We start from the raw sequence: 18,885 nt of genomic DNA, 5'->3' as shown, positions 1-18,885 counted from the left end.
GGTTTCCTTGCAGGTTTTTGCGATGCGCCGTGGGCCGATATGCCCGCGGCGCATAACGCCTTTTATAACGAGAGTCTGAAAATCAGATGTCGCTGAAAGTTGCCATTATCGGTCGCCCCAATGTCGGGAAGTCGACCCTGTTTAACCGTCTGGTCGGCAAAAAGCTGGCGCTTGTGGACGATCAGCCCGGTGTGACCCGTGACCGCCGTTACGGCAAGGCGCGCCTTGGCGATATGTCATTTGACATCATCGACACCGCCGGTCTGGAAGAAGCGTTTGATAATTCCGTTGAAGGCATGATGCGCCAGCAAAGTGAAATGGCGTTCGAGGAATGCGATGTTGCGCTGTTCCTGATTGATGCCCGTGCCGGTTTGACGCCGCTTGATAACCACTTTGCCGATTGGCTGCGCAAGCGCCACAAGCCGGTCTATGTCATTGCCAACAAGCATGAAGGCCGTGATCAGGACCCGGGGCTTTATGAAGCATACGGCCTTGGTCTTGGCGATGTCGCGCCGATCTCGGCCGAGCATGGTCTTGGCATCGAACTGCTTTATGACATGCTTGAGCCGCACTGGAAGGAATGGAAAGACCGCGAACGTGTTGCCCAGCAGCATGCCCGCGAGGCCGCGCAGGACGCCCTGGAAGATGCCCGTGCCGATACCCTTGCAGGTGACGATTTCGACGATGAAGACGGTTTTGCCGAGGATGAAGGCGAAGTCTTCCCGTCCTATGAAATTGAATTCAGCGAAGACGATGAAGACGAAAATGGCGAACTGATTGTCGAAGGTTCACGGGACAATTCGAAAATCCAGTTGGCGATTGTCGGCCGTCCGAATGCCGGTAAATCAACCCTTCTGAATCAGCTTCTGGGTGAGAACCGCGTGATGACCGGCCCGCAGGCCGGTTTGACCCGTGATTCGATTGCGGTCGACTGGTCCTACGAAGGACGTCCGATCCGTCTGGTCGATACCGCCGGTATGCGCCGCAAGAAGAAGATTGATGATCGCGTTGAAAGACTTTCGGTTGCAGATACGCTGCGCGTGATCCGCTATGCGCAGGTCGTGGTTCTGATGCTTGATGCGACCAATACGCTTGATAAGCAGGACCTGACGATTGCGCGTATGGTGCTTGAAGAAGGTCGTGCACTGATCATTGCGGTCAACAAGTGGGATGCGGTCATCGACAAGAAGGGCGTCATGCAAGACCTGCGTGACAAGCTTGATACGTCCTTTGCCCAGGCCAAGGGGATCCCGGTCCTGACATTCTCGGCGCTTACGGGGCGCGGCACCGACCGTTTGATGCCGACTGTTCTTGATATCCACGATATCTGGAGCCGCCGCATCCCGACATCCCAACTGAACCGCTGGCTCGAAGCAACCACCGAGCGCCATCTGCCGCCGGTCATTTCCGGGCGCCGTATTCGCCTGCGCTATATGACCCAGGCAAAATCGCGTCCGCCAAGCTTCTTTATCAACTGCTCCAAGGCGGCTGAACTGCCCGAAAGCTATACGCGCTATCTGATCAACGGCCTGCGCGAGGATTTCGATATGCCGGGCGTTCCGATCCGCATCTATTTGCGCAGCAGTGACAACCCCTATGCCAACAAGAAAAAGAAACGCTAGTTTCGACTTGTTGCCAAACACAAGAAAGCCGCCCGTCGGAAACGAGGGCGGCTTTTTCGTGTTGGTATTGTGTCGGACGCGTCTATTCAAATGCGGCAGAGGGACCGTTATCAATGATTTCCTTGATATGGTCGGGAAGGTCGTCTTCGGTGAAGCCTTCCTGAATTTCGCGGTTCTGGACAAAGGCAAAAATGTCGGCGATGTCCTGACCTGAAAAATCGATCTGATAACCAAGGTCTGCGTTTTGGAGTGCGAGCATCTTTGGCGCGCCGCGCCACATGCGGGCGAAGAATTCAAATGGTTCGCGCGCGATATTCATGTTTGAGGCATCAAGGCTCGTCGCGACGTCGCTGCCAACATTGTTGACCGAGTGACAGATTACGCAGCCACGCTCGGCAAACAGGGTTTTGCCACGCTCGGCATCCATTTCGGCTTGTGCCGGGCTGCTTAGAAAGCCAAGCGTGCCAAGGATGGCTGCAGTGATCAGTGCGACGGATTTGGGCTGTCGGAAGGTCTGTCGCATCGTGGGTCCCTCTGCGTTTTGCAATCTCGTTATCGGCCTCTTGCGGGCATGGTAACGGTGCCGTGGGCTGTTTGGCAATCAATTGATTGCCAAGGCAAAACGGCAATATTTCGCGTGTCCTATTCCATGATGTCGAGTTCTTCGACAATGGCATCTAGCGTATCGGCGCGCTGTTTGACCGACTCTGGATTCTTCCCGGCATAGGCAATGCCCATCAGGCGCAACATGGAGAGCAGTGTCGCGTGTGTTGGCAGCAGCCCGTAGCTTGCAACATGACAGGGCAGTACCACGTCGGAAAAACGTGCGGCCTGTCGTTCATAGCTGTGATCGGTCAGGGTGACGACGCGCATGCGCGATGTGCGGGCATAATTGATGATCGGGCGCATCACCTTGGGTCGCGTGTCGAGCGTAAGTAAAATCAGGGCGTCGCGCGGGCCGACCATGGCCAGATCGCTTGACCAGTCTTGCCCGATTCCCGAAATGTAATGAACGCCATGTCGCAGGCGTGAAAACATCGCCCGACCGGTGCGTGCCACACCGTCCTCTGCCCCGAAACCAAGAAACCAGACGCTGGGGGCTGATGAAACAATATCTATTGTTTCCATCAGCTTATAGGAACTGAGTTCCTCGAAACTGCGGGTCAGGTTTTGCAGTTCCAGTTCCAGATGATCACCAATGGAACGACCCAGTGAAACAGCACTGTCTGAAACGACGGTCTGGCGATAGGGCTGTTTCTGATTGCGTTCTTCACGGGCCTGAAGGCGGACTTCCTCAAAATCGGCATAACCAAGAGAACGAAAAAATCGCGCGGCTGTGGCCTTTGAAACGCCGGACAGGTTGGCGATCTCGGTCGCCGTGTGGGTTTCGATAATATCCTGATTTTCAAGGATAGTTTTCGCTATTTTCTTTTCGCCGCTTGTCAGGCGGGCCTGTTTTTCCTGGATGCGTAAGATCAGTCGAGAGGCCATTTTCGACCCTTGTACCTAGAGGTGTATCAAGAAATACCTTGACGAATGAAACAGTTGTTTCGTAATTTTGAAACAGTGAAACGCATAATTATGAAACGACGCAGGATTGCATCATGTCAACCTCCAAGGTGGTTCGGGAACGAATTTGGTCAAAGCTTCATGACGTGGCGAAGCCCGATACACGTTTTCATTTGAACTTTGCTGAAGTCATTCCGGACTTTGACGGTTCCGAGCAGGCGGTCGACAAGATCGTTGAAACCGAAGCTTATCAGAAATCGGAATTTGCCTTCATCACCCCGGATAACTGCCTTGCTGATCTTCGTCGTCGCATGATCGAGGATGGCAAAACCTTTGTCATGTCGACTTATGGCATCTATCGCGGGTTCCTGCTTCTTGAACCGTCGATGGTGCCTGACGGGGCCGCACTTTACGCATCGTGGCTTGATGGCATGGAGCATTTCGGGCGTCCGATCACGCTTGAAGAAATCGCCAAACGCGGGCGCTTTGACTACATGGTTACCGGTGCGTCGGCGGTGTCGATGAACGGAGTGCGCTTTGGCAAGGGCCATGGGTTCTTTGACCTTGAATGGGGCATGTTCACCGATCTTGGTCTGGTCGATGAAACCACCCCGGTCGTGGCCGTTGTCCACGATGTTCAGGTGGTCGAAGAAATGCTTCAGCCATCTGAAACCGACATTCTTGTCGATCAGATCATGACACCCACCCGCGTGCTTGATGTCGGGCGCCGGGCAAAACGTCCAAGCGGTGTGAAATGGCCGCTTCTGGACCCAAAACAAATAGAGGAAACGCCTCCGCTTCAGGAACTTCAACGTATTCAGGGGCTGGCATAAGCGCAAAAAACGCGCAAGTCCGACCACCGAAACTCATCAGGGAGATTAAGTTATGGATATGAAACTGAGCCGTCGCCGTTTCCTTGGCGCCGCTGCCGCAGGTGCTGCTGCATCCGTCATGCCGTTCGGATCGTTCCGCGCAATGGCCGCATCACCGTTTGCGATGCAGGCATCCTGGATCAATGACGCCGAATTCGCCGGCTACTTTCTGGGCATCGACAAGGGCTATTACGCCGAAGAAGGCCTTGATCTGAGCTATGCGTCGGGGGGGCCTGATGTCATTCCCGAAAGCACGATCATCACCGGACGTGCCGATTTGACCCTGACCACGCCAGATACCACCATCAAGGCGATTTCCGAGCAGGGCGCCCCGTTCAAAATCATCGGTACCCAGTATCAGAAAAACCCGATCGGCATCGTTTCGTTGAAATCCAACCCGATCAACAAACCCGAAGATCTGGTCGGCAAGACCCTTGCGGTGCCGCCGGTCAATGTCATTTCGGTCGAAGCGATGTTGAAGTTGAACGGTATCGACAAGGCCGATGTTAACATTGTTCCGTATGCGTATGATCCGACCCCGTTGATCAAGGGTGAAATTGACGCCAGCCTTGACTTCACCACCAACGTCCCGTTCACGATTTCACAGCAGGGGGCAGAGGCAACTTCGTTCCTGCTTTATGATTTCGGCTTTACCATCTTTAACGATACAGTCGTCGTGACCGAAGAAACGCTTAAAACCAAGCGTAAGGAACTGGTTGGCTGGTTACGTGCATCACGTCGCGGCTGGGAAGAAAACTTTGTTGATCCGACCGTTTGGCCGCCAAAATGGGCCGATAGCTGGTTCAAGGGAACGGGCCGGACCATCGAAAACGAAATCTATTTCAACAAGGCGCAGCAGCCGCTCGTTGAAAGCCCGAATGGCATCTTCTCACTGGCTGAGGACGACATCGAAGCCTGCCTGACTGCCCTTGGCCAAATTGGCATCAATGGCAGCCGCGACATGTTCGATACCACGCTGCTTGAGGAGATCTAGGATGCCCGCGGGCGGGATCACATTCCACGGTGTCTGCAAGACCTTTAGCGGGCGCGGAAAAACCATCGAGGCGCTCAGGGACATGTCCCTGAGCTGTCCTTCGGGGTCGTTTACCGCGATCATTGGTCCGTCGGGCTGTGGTAAGTCCACGGCCATGCGGATTGCGCTGGGTCTTGAGGATGCAGACAAGGGCGCGGTGTTGATCGAGGATCGCGAACCAAAGGATGCGACGCGGGCCGGTCTTACCGGTGTTGCCTTTCAGGATGCGGCACTTCTGCCCTGGCGTTCGGTGCGCCAGAATGTCGAAGTGCCCCTAGAAGTCCTCAAAAAGAATGTCCGCGATTTTGCCCCGGATGTTCAACATTTGATCGAGCTGGTTGGGCTGAAGGGTTATGAAAATGCTTTGCCGGGCGAGCTTTCTGGCGGCATGCGCCAGCGTGTGGCAATTGCCCGTGCGCTGGTCACCCGTCCGCGCGTGCTGTTCATGGATGAACCCTTTGGCGCACTTGATCAAATCTTGCGGCGTCAGATGAATCTGGAATTGCAACGCATCTGGCAGGAAAGTCAGGCGACCGCATTTCTCGTCACCCATGGCATTGACGAAGCCGTCTTCCTTGCGGATCGGATTGCGGTGATGTCGGCCAATCCGGGGCGTCTTTCGGTGATGATTGATGTGCCGTTCGAACGCCCGCGCAAACCCGAGCTGTTTTCCGATCCGGCCTTTCATGCCCTGTGCGACAAGGTTGCCGAGGTGCTACATGGCGGGCAGTAAACAGTGGGCCGTTCAACTGCGCAATATTGCGATTCTGCTTCTGGTCTGGGAGGTCGTCGGCAGACTTGATCTGATTGCGGATGGCGCATTGCCCGGGATCAGTGAAATTCTGATCGGGCTTTGGAATGACCGGTCCGATTATCCGCTCCATGTTTGGGAAACGCTCAAGGCCTCCGGACTTGGGTTTGTGATTGGTAATCTGCTTGGTGTGGTGGCCGGTGTATTCTTTGTTTTGATCCCGGTATCGTTGCGTGTCTTTCGCGGTTTGAATATTGCGATCTTTGCACTGCCCCCCATAGCCATTGCGCCGATCCTGTCGCTGACCCTGTCGGGGTTGACGCCGCGTGTAGTTCTGGCCGCCCTTGGTTGTTACTTCGTGACCATGACGGCAACTGTGATCGGCCTGTCCCAGTCCGATAGCCGGGCGGCGGACCTGATCCGGGTTTATGGCGGCGGTAACTGGCTGATCATGCGCATGGTCCAGTGTAGAAGCGCCTTACCATCCATCCTGTCGGGCTTGCGCGTTGCCGCCCCTAATGCGGTGCTTGGGGCGATCCTTGCTGAATTTGGTGGGGGTGGTCGCTGGGGACTTGGTGCGTATCTTTTGGGGTCGCTTGGCCGGGCGGAACCCGAACGGCTGTGGGGAATTGGCGTTGTTGCCACCCTGATTGCCGGTTTGGCCTATGGGGTGTTTGCGGTGATGTCGCATCGCTTTGTCGGGGCAAGCCGGGCTGTCACCATGAATATGTCCGTGCCCGAAAAGGCAGGGGATGGATCAAGCACACCTCTGTCATCACTGCTGGCCGGGGCGATGGCGGTCCTGTTGCCTTTCCTGTTTTGGTGGGCGTTTATTCGGCTTCTTGAAGTGCCGGCAATGATTTCAAAAACGCCAATTGGTGTGGTCGAATATCTGTTCCTCTCACCCGCGGCGCAAAGTGCGCAGGAACGGTTGATTGCTGCCCTTTGGGAAACGCTTCCGATCACCGGTATCGGATTGTTGTGTGGTTTGAGTTTTGCCTTTTTGCTGGCGATTTCATCACGGCTGTTTCCCGGCTTCTTGCGCGCCTTCATGCCAGTCGCGCTGGTCACCCAGACCATGCCGCTGGTCGCGCTGACGCCGTTGCTGGTTTTGCTGTTGGGTCGTGGCACGTCACTGACACTCTGGGTGACGATTTCGGTCACCTTCTTCCCGGCATTCGTGATTTTGGCACAGGGGATATCGATGGTGCCACGCGCGACCCGCGAACTGGCCATGGCCTATGGGGCGTCTGCGCGGCAGGAATTGCGCATCATCACCATCCCGGCATCGATGCCCTATCTGTTTGCGGCAACGCGCCTGACGGTGCCGCGCGCGCTTTTGGGAGTGATGATTGCTGAATGGCTTGCGACGGGTAAGGGGCTTGGCAATTTGTTGAACCAGTCGCGCGGCTATATGGATTACGGCATGATCTGGACTGTGGCTGCCTTGTCCGTCATCCTGGCTGTTGTGTTCTACCAACTGGTCGTTGTCGTTGAGCGCCGCGTCTTGCAGCGTATGGGAATGAGTACGGCCGAGTAGGTCGCACCCAATCAAACGCAAACAAAAGGCCTTGCTGATGCAGCAAGGCCTTTTTTCAAATTTAAGTACTGTGCGCGGGGCAAGCTCAGGAAGCGTTGACCACTTCACCATGTTTGGTGCAGGACGCCTCTGCCAGATCGACAAATACATCGGTAATGCTGTCTGCGGTCGGTAGGGTTTCGGGATCTTCGCCGGGATAGGCTTCGGCGCGCATTTTGGTGCGGATGCGGCCTGGATTGACGAGATTGACCTTGACCTTGGTTTCTTCGAGTTCCTGCGCGTAGGACAAAACAAGACTTTCAAGCGCTGCCTTGGTCGACGCATAAAGGCCCCAGAAGGCGCGTCCCTTGCTTGATGCGTTCGAGGTCACGAAGATTGCCCGACCGGCGTCAGACAGCTGCAACAGCTTGTCCGTGGTGCGGATCAGATGGAAGTTTGCCGTGACATTGGTGGCATAGGTGTTCTGGAACACCTGTGCATCAATATGGCCGACCGGGGCGATTTCACCCAGAAGGCCAGCATTGCCAACAACGATGTCAAGCTTGCCGAAACGCTCATAGATCGTCGGGCCCAGCATATCGATCTTGTCAAACATGGTCAGATCAAGTGGCAACAGGGTGATCTTGCCACCAGCGTCAGTCACCTCGTCACTTAGTTCTTCAAGCGCGCCGACATTGCGACCAACCGCAATCACATGTGCGCCTTCGGCGGCAAAGCGTTTGGCAACGGCACAGCCGATCCCGTGCGATGCGCCGGTGATCAGGGCAACACGACCTTCAAGACGTTTGGTGTCGGTCATGCAGACTGCCTTTCCACCAACTGGGTGAGCTTGCGGTCCTTGTTTTCGGCATTGTGGTCGGTCAGCTTGATCGGGTAATCGCCGGTGAAACAGGCATCACAGAAGGACGGATCGTCGTTGTCGCGGCCCGGAAGGCCGGTCGCACGATAAAGACCATCAATGGTGACAAAGGCCAGACTGTCAACGCCGATGATCTTGGCCATGCTTTCGATGTCGTGATTTGCCGCCATCAATTTGTCCTTTGACGGGGTATCAACGCCATAGAAGCACGGGTTCATGGTCGGCGGGCTTGTAATGCGCATATGGACTTCGGCTGCACCGGCCTGACGGACCAGATCGACGATCTTGGTCGAGGTGGTGCCACGCACGATCGAGTCATCGACCAGAATAACGCGCTTGCCCTTAAGCTTGCCGGGGTTGGCGTTATGTTTCAGCTTCACGCCAAGGTGGCGGATCTGATCGGTCGGCTCAATAAAGGTACGCCCGACATAGTGGTTACGGATGATGCCAAGCTCAAACGGAATACCGCTTTCCTCGGCATAGCCAAGGGCGGACGGTACACCGGAATCGGGGATCGGCACGACAACGTCGGCATCAACAGCAGATTCAATGGCGAGTTCACGGCCGATATTCTTGCGCACGTCATAGACGCTCGTGCCTTCGACGATACTGTCGGGGCGGGCGAAATAGACATGTTCGAAAATGCAGAAGCGCGACTTTTGCGGTTTGAACGGCTTGATCGAGCGCAGGCCATTATCGGTGATTTCAACGATTTCGCCCGGTTCGACGTCGCGGATGAATTCCGCGCCAACGATATCAAGGCCAACCGTTTCCGATGACAGGATATAGGCATCATTGAGTTTGCCCAGAACCAGCGGACGAACACCGAGCGGATCACGCACACCTATCAGTTTCTTCTGGGTCATGACGACCAGCGAATAGGCACCTTCGACCTGACGAACCGCATCGATCAGACGATCAACAATCTTTTCATACAGGCTGGTCGCAATCAGATGAATGAAGGTTTCGGTATCCGAGGTCGATTGAAAAATCGAGCCACGTTTGACCAGACGTTCACGCACCGCAAGCGAGTTGGTCAGGTTGCCGTTATGGGCAATCGCCAGACCACCGAATTCGAAATCGGCAAAAAGCGGCTGCACGTTGCGAAGGCCCTTGCCACCCGCAGTGGAGTAGCGCACATGGCCAACCGCACGATGGCCGGGCAGGCTTTTGATGACATCTTCTGAACCAAAGATATCGCCAACCTGGCCGGATGCCCGGTGTGCCGGAAAATCTTCGCCGTCATAGGACACAATGCCTGCGGCTTCCTGTCCGCGATGCTGCAGGGCGTGCAGGCCAAGGGCCGTCAGTGCCGTTGCATCGGGGGAGCCAAAAACGCCAAAGACGCCACATTCTTCACGTAGCTTGTCGTCATCAAATGGATTGGTGGTCAGCATGAGTGGGTTCCGCTCTCTCGCCGGTGGCGCACGGAGTTCGTCATCTTTACGAAACCCACACGCCTCACTCGTTAGTGGTCGCCTCGATCAGGCGATCCAAATCATCGCGCGAGGGCCTTGTATACCCGTTTAGGGGCGCGGGTCCAGTCCCTTTTGGTTCCGGACCAAGAAGTTGGCGATAGGTTTTTTCGTTCGCATCGGCCTCACGCTGAGCGCGCTCAAGCTCTTGGGCGGTGGTATCGAAAATTTCGTCAGGTGCCATGCGCATAATGAGGAAGGCACCTTCTTCCAGAACTGGCCGCGTCCGAGCATCGCGAACCCAGTCCGGCTGCGAATCTGCTGGCAGCAACCAGGACAGCGCCAGAAAACCGATACAGACGATCAATGCGCCACGCACAAGCCCAAAGACAAAGCCAAGCGTGCTATCAAGGCTATCAAGACCGGAGTTCTGAACCGCCCGGCCAATCCGCCCGCTGATGAACGAGAAAATCAAAAACGAAATCAGAAACAGGCCAACGCCGGTTGCCAGATCGGCAATCAGTTCGGACGGGATCAGTTCCCGCACATAGGGCCGTGCGACCGGATAACCATAAAGCGCAACAAGCCCGGCACCAACCCAGCCCATCATCGACAGGGTTTCGTGGATAAATCCGCGGAAAAAGGCAAAGATCCCCGAGATCAGCAAAATGCCGACAACAATCAGGTCAAACACATCGCGTGCGCCAAGATCGGGAAGGGCGGAGAAGTCCATTTACTCGTAAACCTTGTTCGTCTGTCCGGTGGCGGGGGCAGTAGGCTTGAAGGCGGTTTAATACATGCCTTCGCGCGGACGCACCTTGTCGCGCACATCGTCGCCGAAGAGGTTTACCAAATCCTGAAGATGTCCGATTTCGGTCTGATTGAGCCCCTTGATCGACATCTTCTTCTTGCCCTGCGTGCCATTCTTGGGGGTATAGGCATTGCCAAAGCCAAGTTTGGTGGCTTCTTTTAAGCGCGATTCGAGTTGCCCGACCGGGCGGACTTCGCCCGACAGGCCGATTTCACCGACAATGACGGTTTCGCTCGGCACAGGCGTATCGGCAACGGCGGAAATCAGGGCTGCGGCAACCGCCATGTCGGCCGCGGGTTCACCAACGCGCAAGCCCCCGGCAACGTTCAGATAGACATCAAACTGGCCCAGTGCCAGGCCACAGCGGGCATCAAGCACGGCCAAAATCATGTTCATGCGTGCGGAATCCCAACCAACGACCGCACGGCGTGGGGTCGCCAAGGCAGATTGCGCCACCAGCGCCTGAATTTCCACCAGCATCGGGCGCGTGCCTTCAAGCCCGGCAAAGACGGCAGTGCCACTGACCGGCGAATCACGATCCGCCAAAAACAGTGCGGACGGGTTGGGAACTTCGACCAGCCCCGCATCACCCATTTCAAACACGCCGATTTCATCAGTGGCACCGAAACGGTTTTTCACCGCGCGCAGAATACGGAATTGATGGCCGCGTTCGCCTTCGAAATACAGGACGGTATCGACCATGTGTTCAAGAACGCGCGGACCGGCAATCTGGCCTTCCTTGGTGACATGGCCGACAAGCAGCACGGCAAAGCCCTTGCGTTTTGCCAGCCGGATCAGTTCCAGTGCACAGGCGCGCACCTGTGACACCGTGCCTGGCGCACTATCAAGGGTGTCGGCATACATGGTCTGGATCGAGTCAATCACCACCACTTCGTGGTTGCTGGCTTCAAGGGTGGTGATGATGTCGCGCAGGCTGGTCGCAGCGGCAAATTCGACCTTGGATTTTTCAAGGCCCAGACGGGCCGCACGCATGCGGACCTGATCGACCGCTTCCTCGCCCGAGATATAGGCGCATTTGTGTTTGGCAGCCATCGCACCGACGGCTTGCAAAAGGATGGTTGATTTACCGATCCCCGGATCGCCGCCCACCAAAAGGGCAGAACCCGGCACAAGACCGCCGCCGCACGCCCGGTCGAGCTCGGCGATGCCGCTGATCAGGCGTTTCGGACTGGCACTTTCGCCTTCAAGTGCGACAAAGTCGATGGTCTTGCCCTTGGCCCCGCCGGCAATGCCGCCGGTGGCCTTTGGTCCGCTTTCAACGCGTTCTTCTTCGATGCTGTTCCATTCACCGCAGGCATCACAGCGCCCGGTCCATTTGCGGTATTCGGCACCGCAGTTTTGGCAGATGAAACGGCTTTGGGTTTTGGCCACAGAATGCTCCGCAGATCAAAGAAGTGTCAGTAAAGAGTGCCGGCCAGCAGACCGTGCTCAAAGATGCTTGAGGTCAAGTTCAAGCGGGCCTTCGATATCACCGGCAACGAATTGTTTCAAATAGGGGTTGTCGGAATCATCGATATCTTTGACCGGACCATCCCAGATGATCTTGCCCTGATACAGCATGGCGACACGGTCGGCGATCTTGCGCGCGCTGGCCATGTCGTGGGTGATCGTCATTGCGCTGGCGCCCAGTTCACGGGTGCATTTGACAATCAGATCATTGATGACATCGCCCATGATCGGATCAATGCCAGTGGTCGGTTCGTCAAAGAACAGAATTTCCGGTTCGGTGGCAATGGCGCGCGCCAGACCAACACGCTTTTGCATGCCGCCCGAAAGCGAAGCCGGGGACATGTTGGCGATATCAGAAGCCAGACCGACATCCTCAAGCCGCGCAATCGCAAGATCACGCGCCTTGGCGGGGTTCATGCCCTGGCCTTCAATCAGGCCAAAGGCGACATTTTCCCAGACGGTAAGCGAATCAAAAAGGGCGGCACCCTGAAACAGCACGCCGGTTTTGGCAAGCATCGCGTCGCGCTGCGCCTGAGATTCGGTGGTCATTTCAACGCCATCAACCTTGATGGAACCCTGATCAGGCGTCAGAAGACCAAGCACGCATTTCAGGGTGACGGATTTGCCGGTGCCCGATCCGCCAATGATGGCAACCGACTCACCCTTTGCGACATCAAGGTCAACACCCTGAAGCACCTTTTTGGGGCCAAAGCCCTTGTGAACGTTGCGAAGCGATATCTTGGCTGTGCTGCTCATGATCCTGTCAACCGGTCCTTATCGCGTGAAGAACAATTCGGTGACGATATAGTTCGAAATCAGGATCAGGATGGAGCTTGAAACAACCGCATTGGTGGTTGCCTGACCAACGCCCTGTGCGCCACCCCGGGAATGATATCCGTGATAGCAGCCCATCAGCGTGATGATGAAACCAAACACCGCCGCCTTCACAAGGCCCGAAACCACATCAAGCTGTTCGAGATACTGGAAGGTGTTGCGGATATAGGATCCGTCATTAAAGCCAAGTTTGTTCACGCCCACCAGATAGCCGCCCATGACCCCGATGATATCGCCGATCAGAACCAGAACGGGCAGGGTGATCAAACCGGCAATCACGCGCGGGACCACCAGATATTTGAAAGGGTTGGTCGAAAGCGTCACCAGTGCGTCGATCTGTTCGGTGACGCGCATGGTACCGATTTCTGCGGCAATGGCGGCACCCACACGGCCCGCCACCATCAGGCCCGCCAGAACCGGGCCCAATTCACGGGTCATGGAAATGACAACGACGGTCGCAACCGCACTTTCGGCCGAAAAGCGTGAGAACCCGGAATAGGATTGCAGGGCCAGAACCATCCCGGCAAACAGGGTGGTCATGGCGACAACCGGCAACGAGAAATAGCCGATTTCACGCATCTGTTTGAAAATCAGGCGGAAATAGATCGGCGGTGTGACCATGTGGCCGATGGTGCGACCGGCAAATACCGTGACGCGACCGACAAGGGCCAAAAAGGTCAGAAACATATGGCCAACCGGCGCAAAGATCGGCATCTGTACTTCGAAGTCCCCTGTTATCGACCGGCCGGAACTGTCTGGCTGGCGCTTATGATTTAGCTTTCTGTATAAACCCGCCGGTAGCGATGTCCAAGCGAAGTTAGAATTTCATAACCGATTGTACCAGCAGCAGATGCGACATCGTCAACCGTCATCTTTTCATCAAGAAGCGGAACCATGTCGCCTGTCTTCAATGGCTTGCCCGGAAGGTCGGTGATATCGACCGTAATGGCATCCATCGAAACACGCCCGACATAGGGAACTTCATGGCCCTTGATGATCAGTTTGCCGGAGTTCGACAATGACCGCAGCCAGCCATCGGCATAGCCAAGGGCAATGGTAGCGATTTTGGATTTGCGTTTTGCCTGCCATGTGCCGCCATAACCGACAGCCTGATTTTCATCGATCTCGCGAACCTGAAGGACCTTGACCTTGAGGTTGACGACAGAACGCATCGGATTGGTGGTTTCCGGCGTTGGGTTGCCACCCCAAAGGGCGATGCCCGGACGGCAGAATTCAAGATGGTAGTCGTCATTGCGGAAAATCGCGGACGAGTTACAGAAGCCGCGCGGGGCCGGGGGCAGGCGGCGGTACCATTTCATGAACAGGTCATACTGTTCCTTGGTGACCGGGTTTTCTGCCTCGTCGGCTGCGACCGGGTGGGTCATGTATCCGGCTTTTTCAAACCCGTACAGCAGCGATGAATAACGATCCACCAGTTCGCTGACGTCGCGCGGTGTCAGGCCAAGGCGGCTCATGCCCGTATCAAGATGGATAAAGGCCGGTGCAGGACGTTCATATTCGCGGCACAGGTTTGACCAGCGTTCGATCTGTTCCAGATCATTCAAAACCGGGATGACGTCGTTTTCGATAAAGAACGCCTCGTCACCGGGCAGAACACCGTTCAGAACAGCAATCCGTCCGCCGCCGCGCAAAAGCGGGAACAGTTCGGCTGCTTCGTTTGCCTGTGCGACAAAGAACAGTCGGCATCCCTGCTTTTTGAGGACCGGTACGATGGTTTCGGCACCCAGACCATAGGCATTGGCCTTTACCACGGCGGCACAGGTGCGCCCGGTGTAACGCTTGGTCAGGGTCTGATAGTTGTCGGCAACTGCTTTCAGATTGATCTGCAGTTCCGCGCACTCGGCAGCACGGCCGACGGCGGGAAGAACGGTCATTCGTAATACCCCGTGGAATCCGTTGTTGGATGGGTGGACGCCCTATCCTCTATTCATGTTCTTCTTCAGTGTGATCAAGATCGCCAAACTTGGTGTAGTTCCCGTCAAAGAACAGGCGCACATTGCCCACCGGGCCGTGACGCTGTTTGGCAACAATAACCTCTGCGGTGTTGTAGACGTGATTCAAGCGGTCCTGCCATTGCGAATAGCGTTCACCGAACTTGTCGGTGGCTTCTTCCGGGCGCTGGGCCGGCTCGGCACGTTCGAGATAGTATTGTTCGCGATAAATGAACATCACGACGTCGGCATCCTGCTCGATCGAGCCGGATTCACGAAGGTCAGACAGCTGCGGACGTTTGTCTTCGCGCTGTTCGACCGCACGTGAAAGCTGCGACAAGGCCAGAACCGGAACTTCAAGCTCCTTGGCAATGGCCTTGAGCATTCGGGTAATCTCGGAGACTTCCTGCACACGGCCATCACCCCGGAAGTTGGTCGGCGGTGCCAGAAGCTGCAGGTAATCGACGACGATCATCGCAAGGCCGTGCTGGCGCTTCAAACGTCGGCAACGTGTGCGCAATGTCGATACCGGCAGGGCCGGCGTGTCATCGATATAAAGCGGAACAGTGTTGAGTTCCTGAGTGGCGAGCAACAGGCGTTCAAAATCCTGCTCGTTCAGGTCACCACGGCGCATGTTATCGCCAGAAACCTCGGCCGCCTGCGACAGAAGTCGCCCGGCAAGCTGTTCAGCCGCCATCTCAAGCGAGAAAACGGCAACCGCACCGGTGCGGATCTCATCGCGGGTGTCTTCGCCCGCGGCACGATTCTGGTGCGAAGCGATGGCGGCGTTAAAAGCCACGTTCATCGCAAGTGCGGTTTTACCCATCGACGGACGTCCCGCAAGGATCAGCAAGTCAGACGGGTGCAAGCCGCCCAGCTTGCGGTCAATGTCGCGCAAACCGGTCGTTACACCGACAACGCGCCCGGCGTTTTTGTAAGCGTGATCGATATTTTCATAAGCCTTGGCAAGGGCAGGGCCGAATGCCACAAAGCCCGATTCTGCTGAACCGGCCGTCGCCAGCGAGAACAGTTTCTGTTCGGCTTTTTCGATCTGGTTGGTGGCGTCGGTATCAAGTTCGTACTGATAGGCTTCGTTGACGACTTCCTCGCCAAGCTCGATCAGTTCGCGCCGCAGATACAGGTCATAGACCAACTGGCCATAGTCACCGGCATTGATCACCGAAACCAGATTGTTTGACAGTTCTGCCAGATATTGTGCACCGCCAATTTCGGCGAGATGTTCATCCTGCTTGAAATAGGCTTTCAGCGTCACCGGGTTGGCCAGCTGGCCGCGTTCGATCAGCTTGCCGCAGGCTTCAAAGATGCGGCCGTGGCGCCCATCTGCAAAATGTTCAGGGCGCAGGATATCGGACACGCGCTCATAGGCGGCGTTGTTATTGAGTATCGCGCCAAGAAGGGCTGCCTCCGCCTCAAAATTGTGCGGCGCCATGCGTTCGAGCACCATTTCGGCGTCGTCACCATGGTCGGGCTCAAGCGGTGCAAACAGGGCATCTAAATTGGGATCTGTCATGGGCGCAAAAGGTAGCAGGCATCAGCATGACCGCAAAGAGCTAATCTCTGATTCTCATAGCCGGTATTCCGGAAGCGCAGGGGTCGCTGGTCGGAAGACCTTTTGAAAGGGTCGGGAAACAGATCACGTGCCATTTGGGCACTGCAAAAGAAAACGGCACATCCTTGCGGATGTGCCGTTTTCGAATGGTGTCGAAGAACCCGCAATTAAGCGTTGGTTTCTTCTTCGTCTTCTTCAGCAGCTTCGAGAGCTTCTGCAACGTCAGCCGGAACTTCTTCTTCGAAGAGTTCTTCAGCGGCTTCCAGAGCTTCCTCTTCTTCCGCTTCCATTTCCTCGATGGTGCCAAGAACAGCAGAACCCTTACGGAGCTGTTCAGCGGCATCTTCTTCGGAACGTGCAACGTTGGCAGTTACTTCAACGATAACTTCCGGGTGCAGGTTGATGCGAACCTGGTGCAGACCAAGGGTCTTGATCGGCTGATCAAGAACGACCTGGGTACGGGCAACAGTGAAGCCTGCTTCGGTTACTGCGTTTGCGATATCGCGGGCAGTGACCGAACCGTAAAGCTGGCCAACGTCGGATGCCTGACGAACGATGGTGACTGCGAGTTCACCCATCTTCTCGGAAACAGCTTCTGCTTCCTTACGGCGTTCCAGGTTGTCAGCTTCGAGCTGTGCTTTCTGTGCTTCGAACACAGAGATGTTTGCTTTGGTTGCACGAAGGGCCATGCCCTGCGGCAGCAAGCGGTTGCGGGCGTGGCCCGGCTTGACAGTGACTACGTCACCCATCTGACCGAGTTTTTCTACCCGCTGGAGCAGAATAACTTCCATCACCGATCCTCCTCATTGCTACGGGTCATCGGTTCTTTCCCCCGCAGCCTGATTAAATGCTCAACAATTCCAAGTCCGGTGATCGCGATAAACGACCAAGTGGACAGAACCGCGACGATGTAAAACACCGTCAGAATTACACGTTTTTGCGGCCATCGGGCTGCCTGCCCATGCACCAGCGCCAATCCCTGAAACAGGAACGGCACTGCCAGTACCACCGCGACGTTGCGCGCCACATAAGCCAGCGAACCATCGGCAAAGCCGACCGTAAACCCGGCCAGAGCAAACGCAAACAGTGACCAGCCAGGCAAGGCAAAGGTTGCCATACTTGGTGTCGGACGCAGGTTTTTGCCTGCACGCACCAAAATTGCCTGTGCGATTGCGGCATTGGCGAACAGCATCAGAAGCCAGCTCACCGCTGCAACCGCCGGGAAGTAAGTCTGGAACATACCAATCAGACCCTGAACATCGGATGTCATAGGGACACCCATTTCCGAGTACATCTGGCTCAGGAACTTCGCGATGAAGTCCTGAATGTCCACACCTTCCGCCGTCAGTGTTCCGGTAACGAAAATCATTACCGTCGCGACCATGACGGCCATGGCGCTTACGACAATTCCGGAAGGCAGAAAGGCAACGTTGCCATCTTTATCTTTCCGGATGACCAGCGCCATGCGGGTCAACAACATCGCCGGTCCGGCAAACACGACCATAAAGACCGTGAAAGGCAGTAATCCCCCCAAAAGAACGAGGGCAATACATGCGGCAAATGCCGCAACCAGCAGGCGTTTGGGCCCTTGCCACAATCCCGTAAGGAAAAGCGGCAGATGCCCGAAGTATGAGAGCAAAAGAGCAAACGGATTTCCTGATAGAACCAGCAGAAACAGAACGGCACTGCCAAGTCCTGTTCCAATCGCTATGAGGGTGTCACGTTGCATCATTTACTCCCGGCCCGAGACCACAAAAGGGTCTCTTGCCGACTGCCTCAGACCTGGTCTGCGTAAGGCAGCAGCGCCAGGAAGCGTGCACGTTTGATGGCTTTCGCCAGTTCGCGCTGCTTCTTGGCCGAAACCGCAGTGATACGGCTCGGAACGATTTTGCCGCGTTCGGAAACGAAACGCTGCAGCAGTTTGACATCTTTGTAGTCAATCTTCGGCGCATCCGCACCCGAGAACGGGCAGGTTTTGCGACGACGGAAAAACAGACGACGTCCAGCCATGATATTATCTCCTCGCTATCTGTTAGCCGTTTTGACGGGGACCGCCACGACGATTACCGCCGCGACCGCCGCGTTCGTCGCGGTTACGCAGAATGGCAGACTGTTCTTCTTCGAACTCGTCAACCTTGACAGTCATCTGACGCAGAACGTCTTCGTTCAGGCGCATCTGACGCTCATATTCCGCGATCGTGTCGTTGTCGGCTTCGATCTGGAAGAGAGTATAGTGGCCTTTGCGGTTCTTTTTGACACGGTATGCCAGGGAACGCAGGCCCCAATATTCGGTTTTGGCGATTTTGCCGCCGAGACCTTCGATGGTCTGGGTCAGCTTTTCGTTCAGGCTTTCGACCTGTGCGGTCGAGAAGTCCTGACGTGCGATAAACACGCTTTCGTACTTGCTCATAATACTCCTATTACTCCTTTTGGCTTATCTCTTCCTGACATGACCTCGTGCCATGCAGGCATAGCCGGGCAATCCCGGCAAGGAGCCGTGAGACGGCGGAATATACACTTTTCGCCCATGAGTGCAACGCCAAATGCAGCTTTTTACCGTTTACGGGATAGCGGGATCATTTCAGCCTGACCCGCAGGAACCCGAAGGTTTCAGACAAAGCCATCCGGACTGCCGAGCGTTGCGGGT

The 18,885-nt window shown here is 55.8% G+C and carries 19 protein-coding genes; 5 read left to right on the top strand and 14 right to left on the bottom strand.

Annotated features, from left to right (window positions below; all coding sequences use genetic code 11):
* The first annotated feature begins 86 nt into the window (after positions 1–86).
* Positions 87–1,622, top strand: a complete 1,536-nt coding sequence (gene der / locus HED22_RS16450; RefSeq protein ID WP_167724217.1) for a ribosome biogenesis GTPase Der — start codon at positions 87–89, stop codon at positions 1,620–1,622.
* An 82-nt stretch (positions 1,623–1,704) separates the two neighbouring features.
* Here der and HED22_RS16445 read toward each other — a convergent pair whose 3' ends face one another.
* Positions 1,705–2,145, bottom strand: coding sequence for a c-type cytochrome (locus HED22_RS16445; protein WP_254870162.1), 441 nt, complete (start codon positions 2,143–2,145; stop codon positions 1,705–1,707).
* 119 nt (positions 2,146–2,264) lie between these two features.
* A complete protein-coding gene (locus HED22_RS16440) occupies positions 2,265–3,113 on the bottom strand; it encodes a MurR/RpiR family transcriptional regulator (RefSeq protein WP_167724215.1) in 849 nt (282 codons plus the stop codon).
* A gap of 113 nt (positions 3,114–3,226) precedes the next feature.
* Here HED22_RS16440 and HED22_RS16435 point away from each other — a divergent pair, with 113 nt between their 5' ends.
* From HED22_RS16435 to HED22_RS16420, 4 genes are read left to right on the top strand one after another with little or no spacing between them, the layout of a single operon-like run.
* Positions 3,227–3,964 carry a 5-formyltetrahydrofolate cyclo-ligase gene (locus HED22_RS16435; protein ID WP_062957494.1) on the top strand — a complete coding sequence of 246 codons (738 nt, stop codon included), beginning with the start codon at positions 3,227–3,229 and terminating at the stop codon, positions 3,962–3,964.
* A gap of 52 nt (positions 3,965–4,016) precedes the next feature.
* Positions 4,017–4,997, top strand: a complete 981-nt coding sequence (locus HED22_RS16430; protein ID WP_167724213.1) for an ABC transporter substrate-binding protein — start codon at positions 4,017–4,019, stop codon at positions 4,995–4,997.
* Between the two features lies 1 nt (position 4,998).
* Positions 4,999–5,769: an ABC transporter ATP-binding protein gene (locus tag HED22_RS16425; RefSeq protein WP_167724211.1), complete on the top strand. Its 771-nt coding sequence runs from the start codon at positions 4,999–5,001 to the stop codon at positions 5,767–5,769.
* A complete protein-coding gene (locus HED22_RS16420; RefSeq protein WP_167724209.1) occupies positions 5,756–7,327 on the top strand; it encodes an ABC transporter permease in 1,572 nt (523 codons plus the stop codon). The genes HED22_RS16425 and HED22_RS16420 overlap by 14 nt, the downstream gene beginning before the upstream one ends.
* A gap of 85 nt (positions 7,328–7,412) precedes the next feature.
* On the opposite strand, the gene HED22_RS16415 is transcribed toward HED22_RS16420, so the two are convergent.
* The 12 genes from HED22_RS16415 to rpsF all read right to left on the bottom strand — a co-directional run bounded on the left by HED22_RS16415 (position 7,413) and on the right by rpsF (position 18,648).
* Complete coding sequence (locus tag HED22_RS16415) at positions 7,413–8,126, bottom strand: SDR family NAD(P)-dependent oxidoreductase (protein WP_167724207.1); 714 nt, start codon at positions 8,124–8,126, stop codon at positions 7,413–7,415.
* Positions 8,123–9,583: an amidophosphoribosyltransferase gene (gene purF, locus HED22_RS16410; RefSeq protein WP_167724206.1), complete on the bottom strand. Its 1,461-nt coding sequence runs from the start codon at positions 9,581–9,583 to the stop codon at positions 8,123–8,125. Before purF ends, HED22_RS16415 begins: the two co-directional genes overlap by 4 nt.
* A 64-nt stretch (positions 9,584–9,647) precedes the next feature.
* Positions 9,648–10,334, bottom strand: coding sequence for a CvpA family protein (locus HED22_RS16405; protein WP_044827423.1), 687 nt, complete (start codon positions 10,332–10,334; stop codon positions 9,648–9,650).
* 57 nt (positions 10,335–10,391) lie between these two features.
* A complete protein-coding gene (gene radA / locus HED22_RS16400; RefSeq protein WP_167724204.1) occupies positions 10,392–11,804 on the bottom strand; it encodes a DNA repair protein RadA in 1,413 nt (470 codons plus the stop codon).
* A gap of 57 nt (positions 11,805–11,861) precedes the next feature.
* Positions 11,862–12,638: an ABC transporter ATP-binding protein gene (locus HED22_RS16395; protein ID WP_167724202.1), complete on the bottom strand. Its 777-nt coding sequence runs from the start codon at positions 12,636–12,638 to the stop codon at positions 11,862–11,864.
* A gap of 18 nt (positions 12,639–12,656) precedes the next feature.
* Positions 12,657–13,430, bottom strand: coding sequence for an ABC transporter permease (locus HED22_RS16390; protein ID WP_008890538.1), 774 nt, complete (start codon positions 13,428–13,430; stop codon positions 12,657–12,659).
* Between the two features lie 59 nt (positions 13,431–13,489).
* The gene (gene alr, locus HED22_RS16385; protein ID WP_167724200.1) at positions 13,490–14,611 is read right to left on the bottom strand and encodes an alanine racemase; all 1,122 of its coding nucleotides are present in this window, start codon (positions 14,609–14,611) and stop codon (positions 13,490–13,492) included.
* A 49-nt stretch (positions 14,612–14,660) separates the two neighbouring features.
* Positions 14,661–16,199 carry a replicative DNA helicase gene (locus tag HED22_RS16380; protein WP_167724198.1) on the bottom strand — a complete coding sequence of 513 codons (1,539 nt, stop codon included), beginning with the start codon at positions 16,197–16,199 and terminating at the stop codon, positions 14,661–14,663.
* A 206-nt stretch (positions 16,200–16,405) separates the two neighbouring features.
* Positions 16,406–17,029, bottom strand: coding sequence for a 50S ribosomal protein L9 (gene rplI / locus HED22_RS16375; RefSeq protein ID WP_167724195.1), 624 nt, complete (start codon positions 17,027–17,029; stop codon positions 16,406–16,408).
* Positions 17,029–17,967, bottom strand: coding sequence for a DUF2232 domain-containing protein (locus tag HED22_RS16370; RefSeq protein WP_167724193.1), 939 nt, complete (start codon positions 17,965–17,967; stop codon positions 17,029–17,031). The genes rplI and HED22_RS16370 overlap by 1 nt, the downstream gene beginning before the upstream one ends.
* A gap of 47 nt (positions 17,968–18,014) precedes the next feature.
* Positions 18,015–18,248 carry a 30S ribosomal protein S18 gene (gene rpsR / locus HED22_RS16365; RefSeq protein WP_033067602.1) on the bottom strand — a complete coding sequence of 78 codons (234 nt, stop codon included), beginning with the start codon at positions 18,246–18,248 and terminating at the stop codon, positions 18,015–18,017.
* Positions 18,249–18,270: 22 nt separating this feature from the next.
* On the bottom strand, positions 18,271–18,648 hold the full coding sequence (rpsF, locus tag HED22_RS16360) for a 30S ribosomal protein S6 (protein ID WP_167724191.1): 378 nt from the start codon (positions 18,646–18,648) through the stop codon (positions 18,271–18,273).
* Positions 18,649–18,885: the final 237 nt, after the last annotated feature.

The sequence above is a fragment of the Thalassospira sp. HF15 genome (assembly GCF_011806525.1).
GTDB lineage: Bacteria > Pseudomonadota > Alphaproteobacteria > Rhodospirillales > Thalassospiraceae > Thalassospira.
The sequence above is the reverse complement of the archived record's forward strand: the minus strand, read 5'-3'. Positions and strand labels throughout refer to the sequence as shown.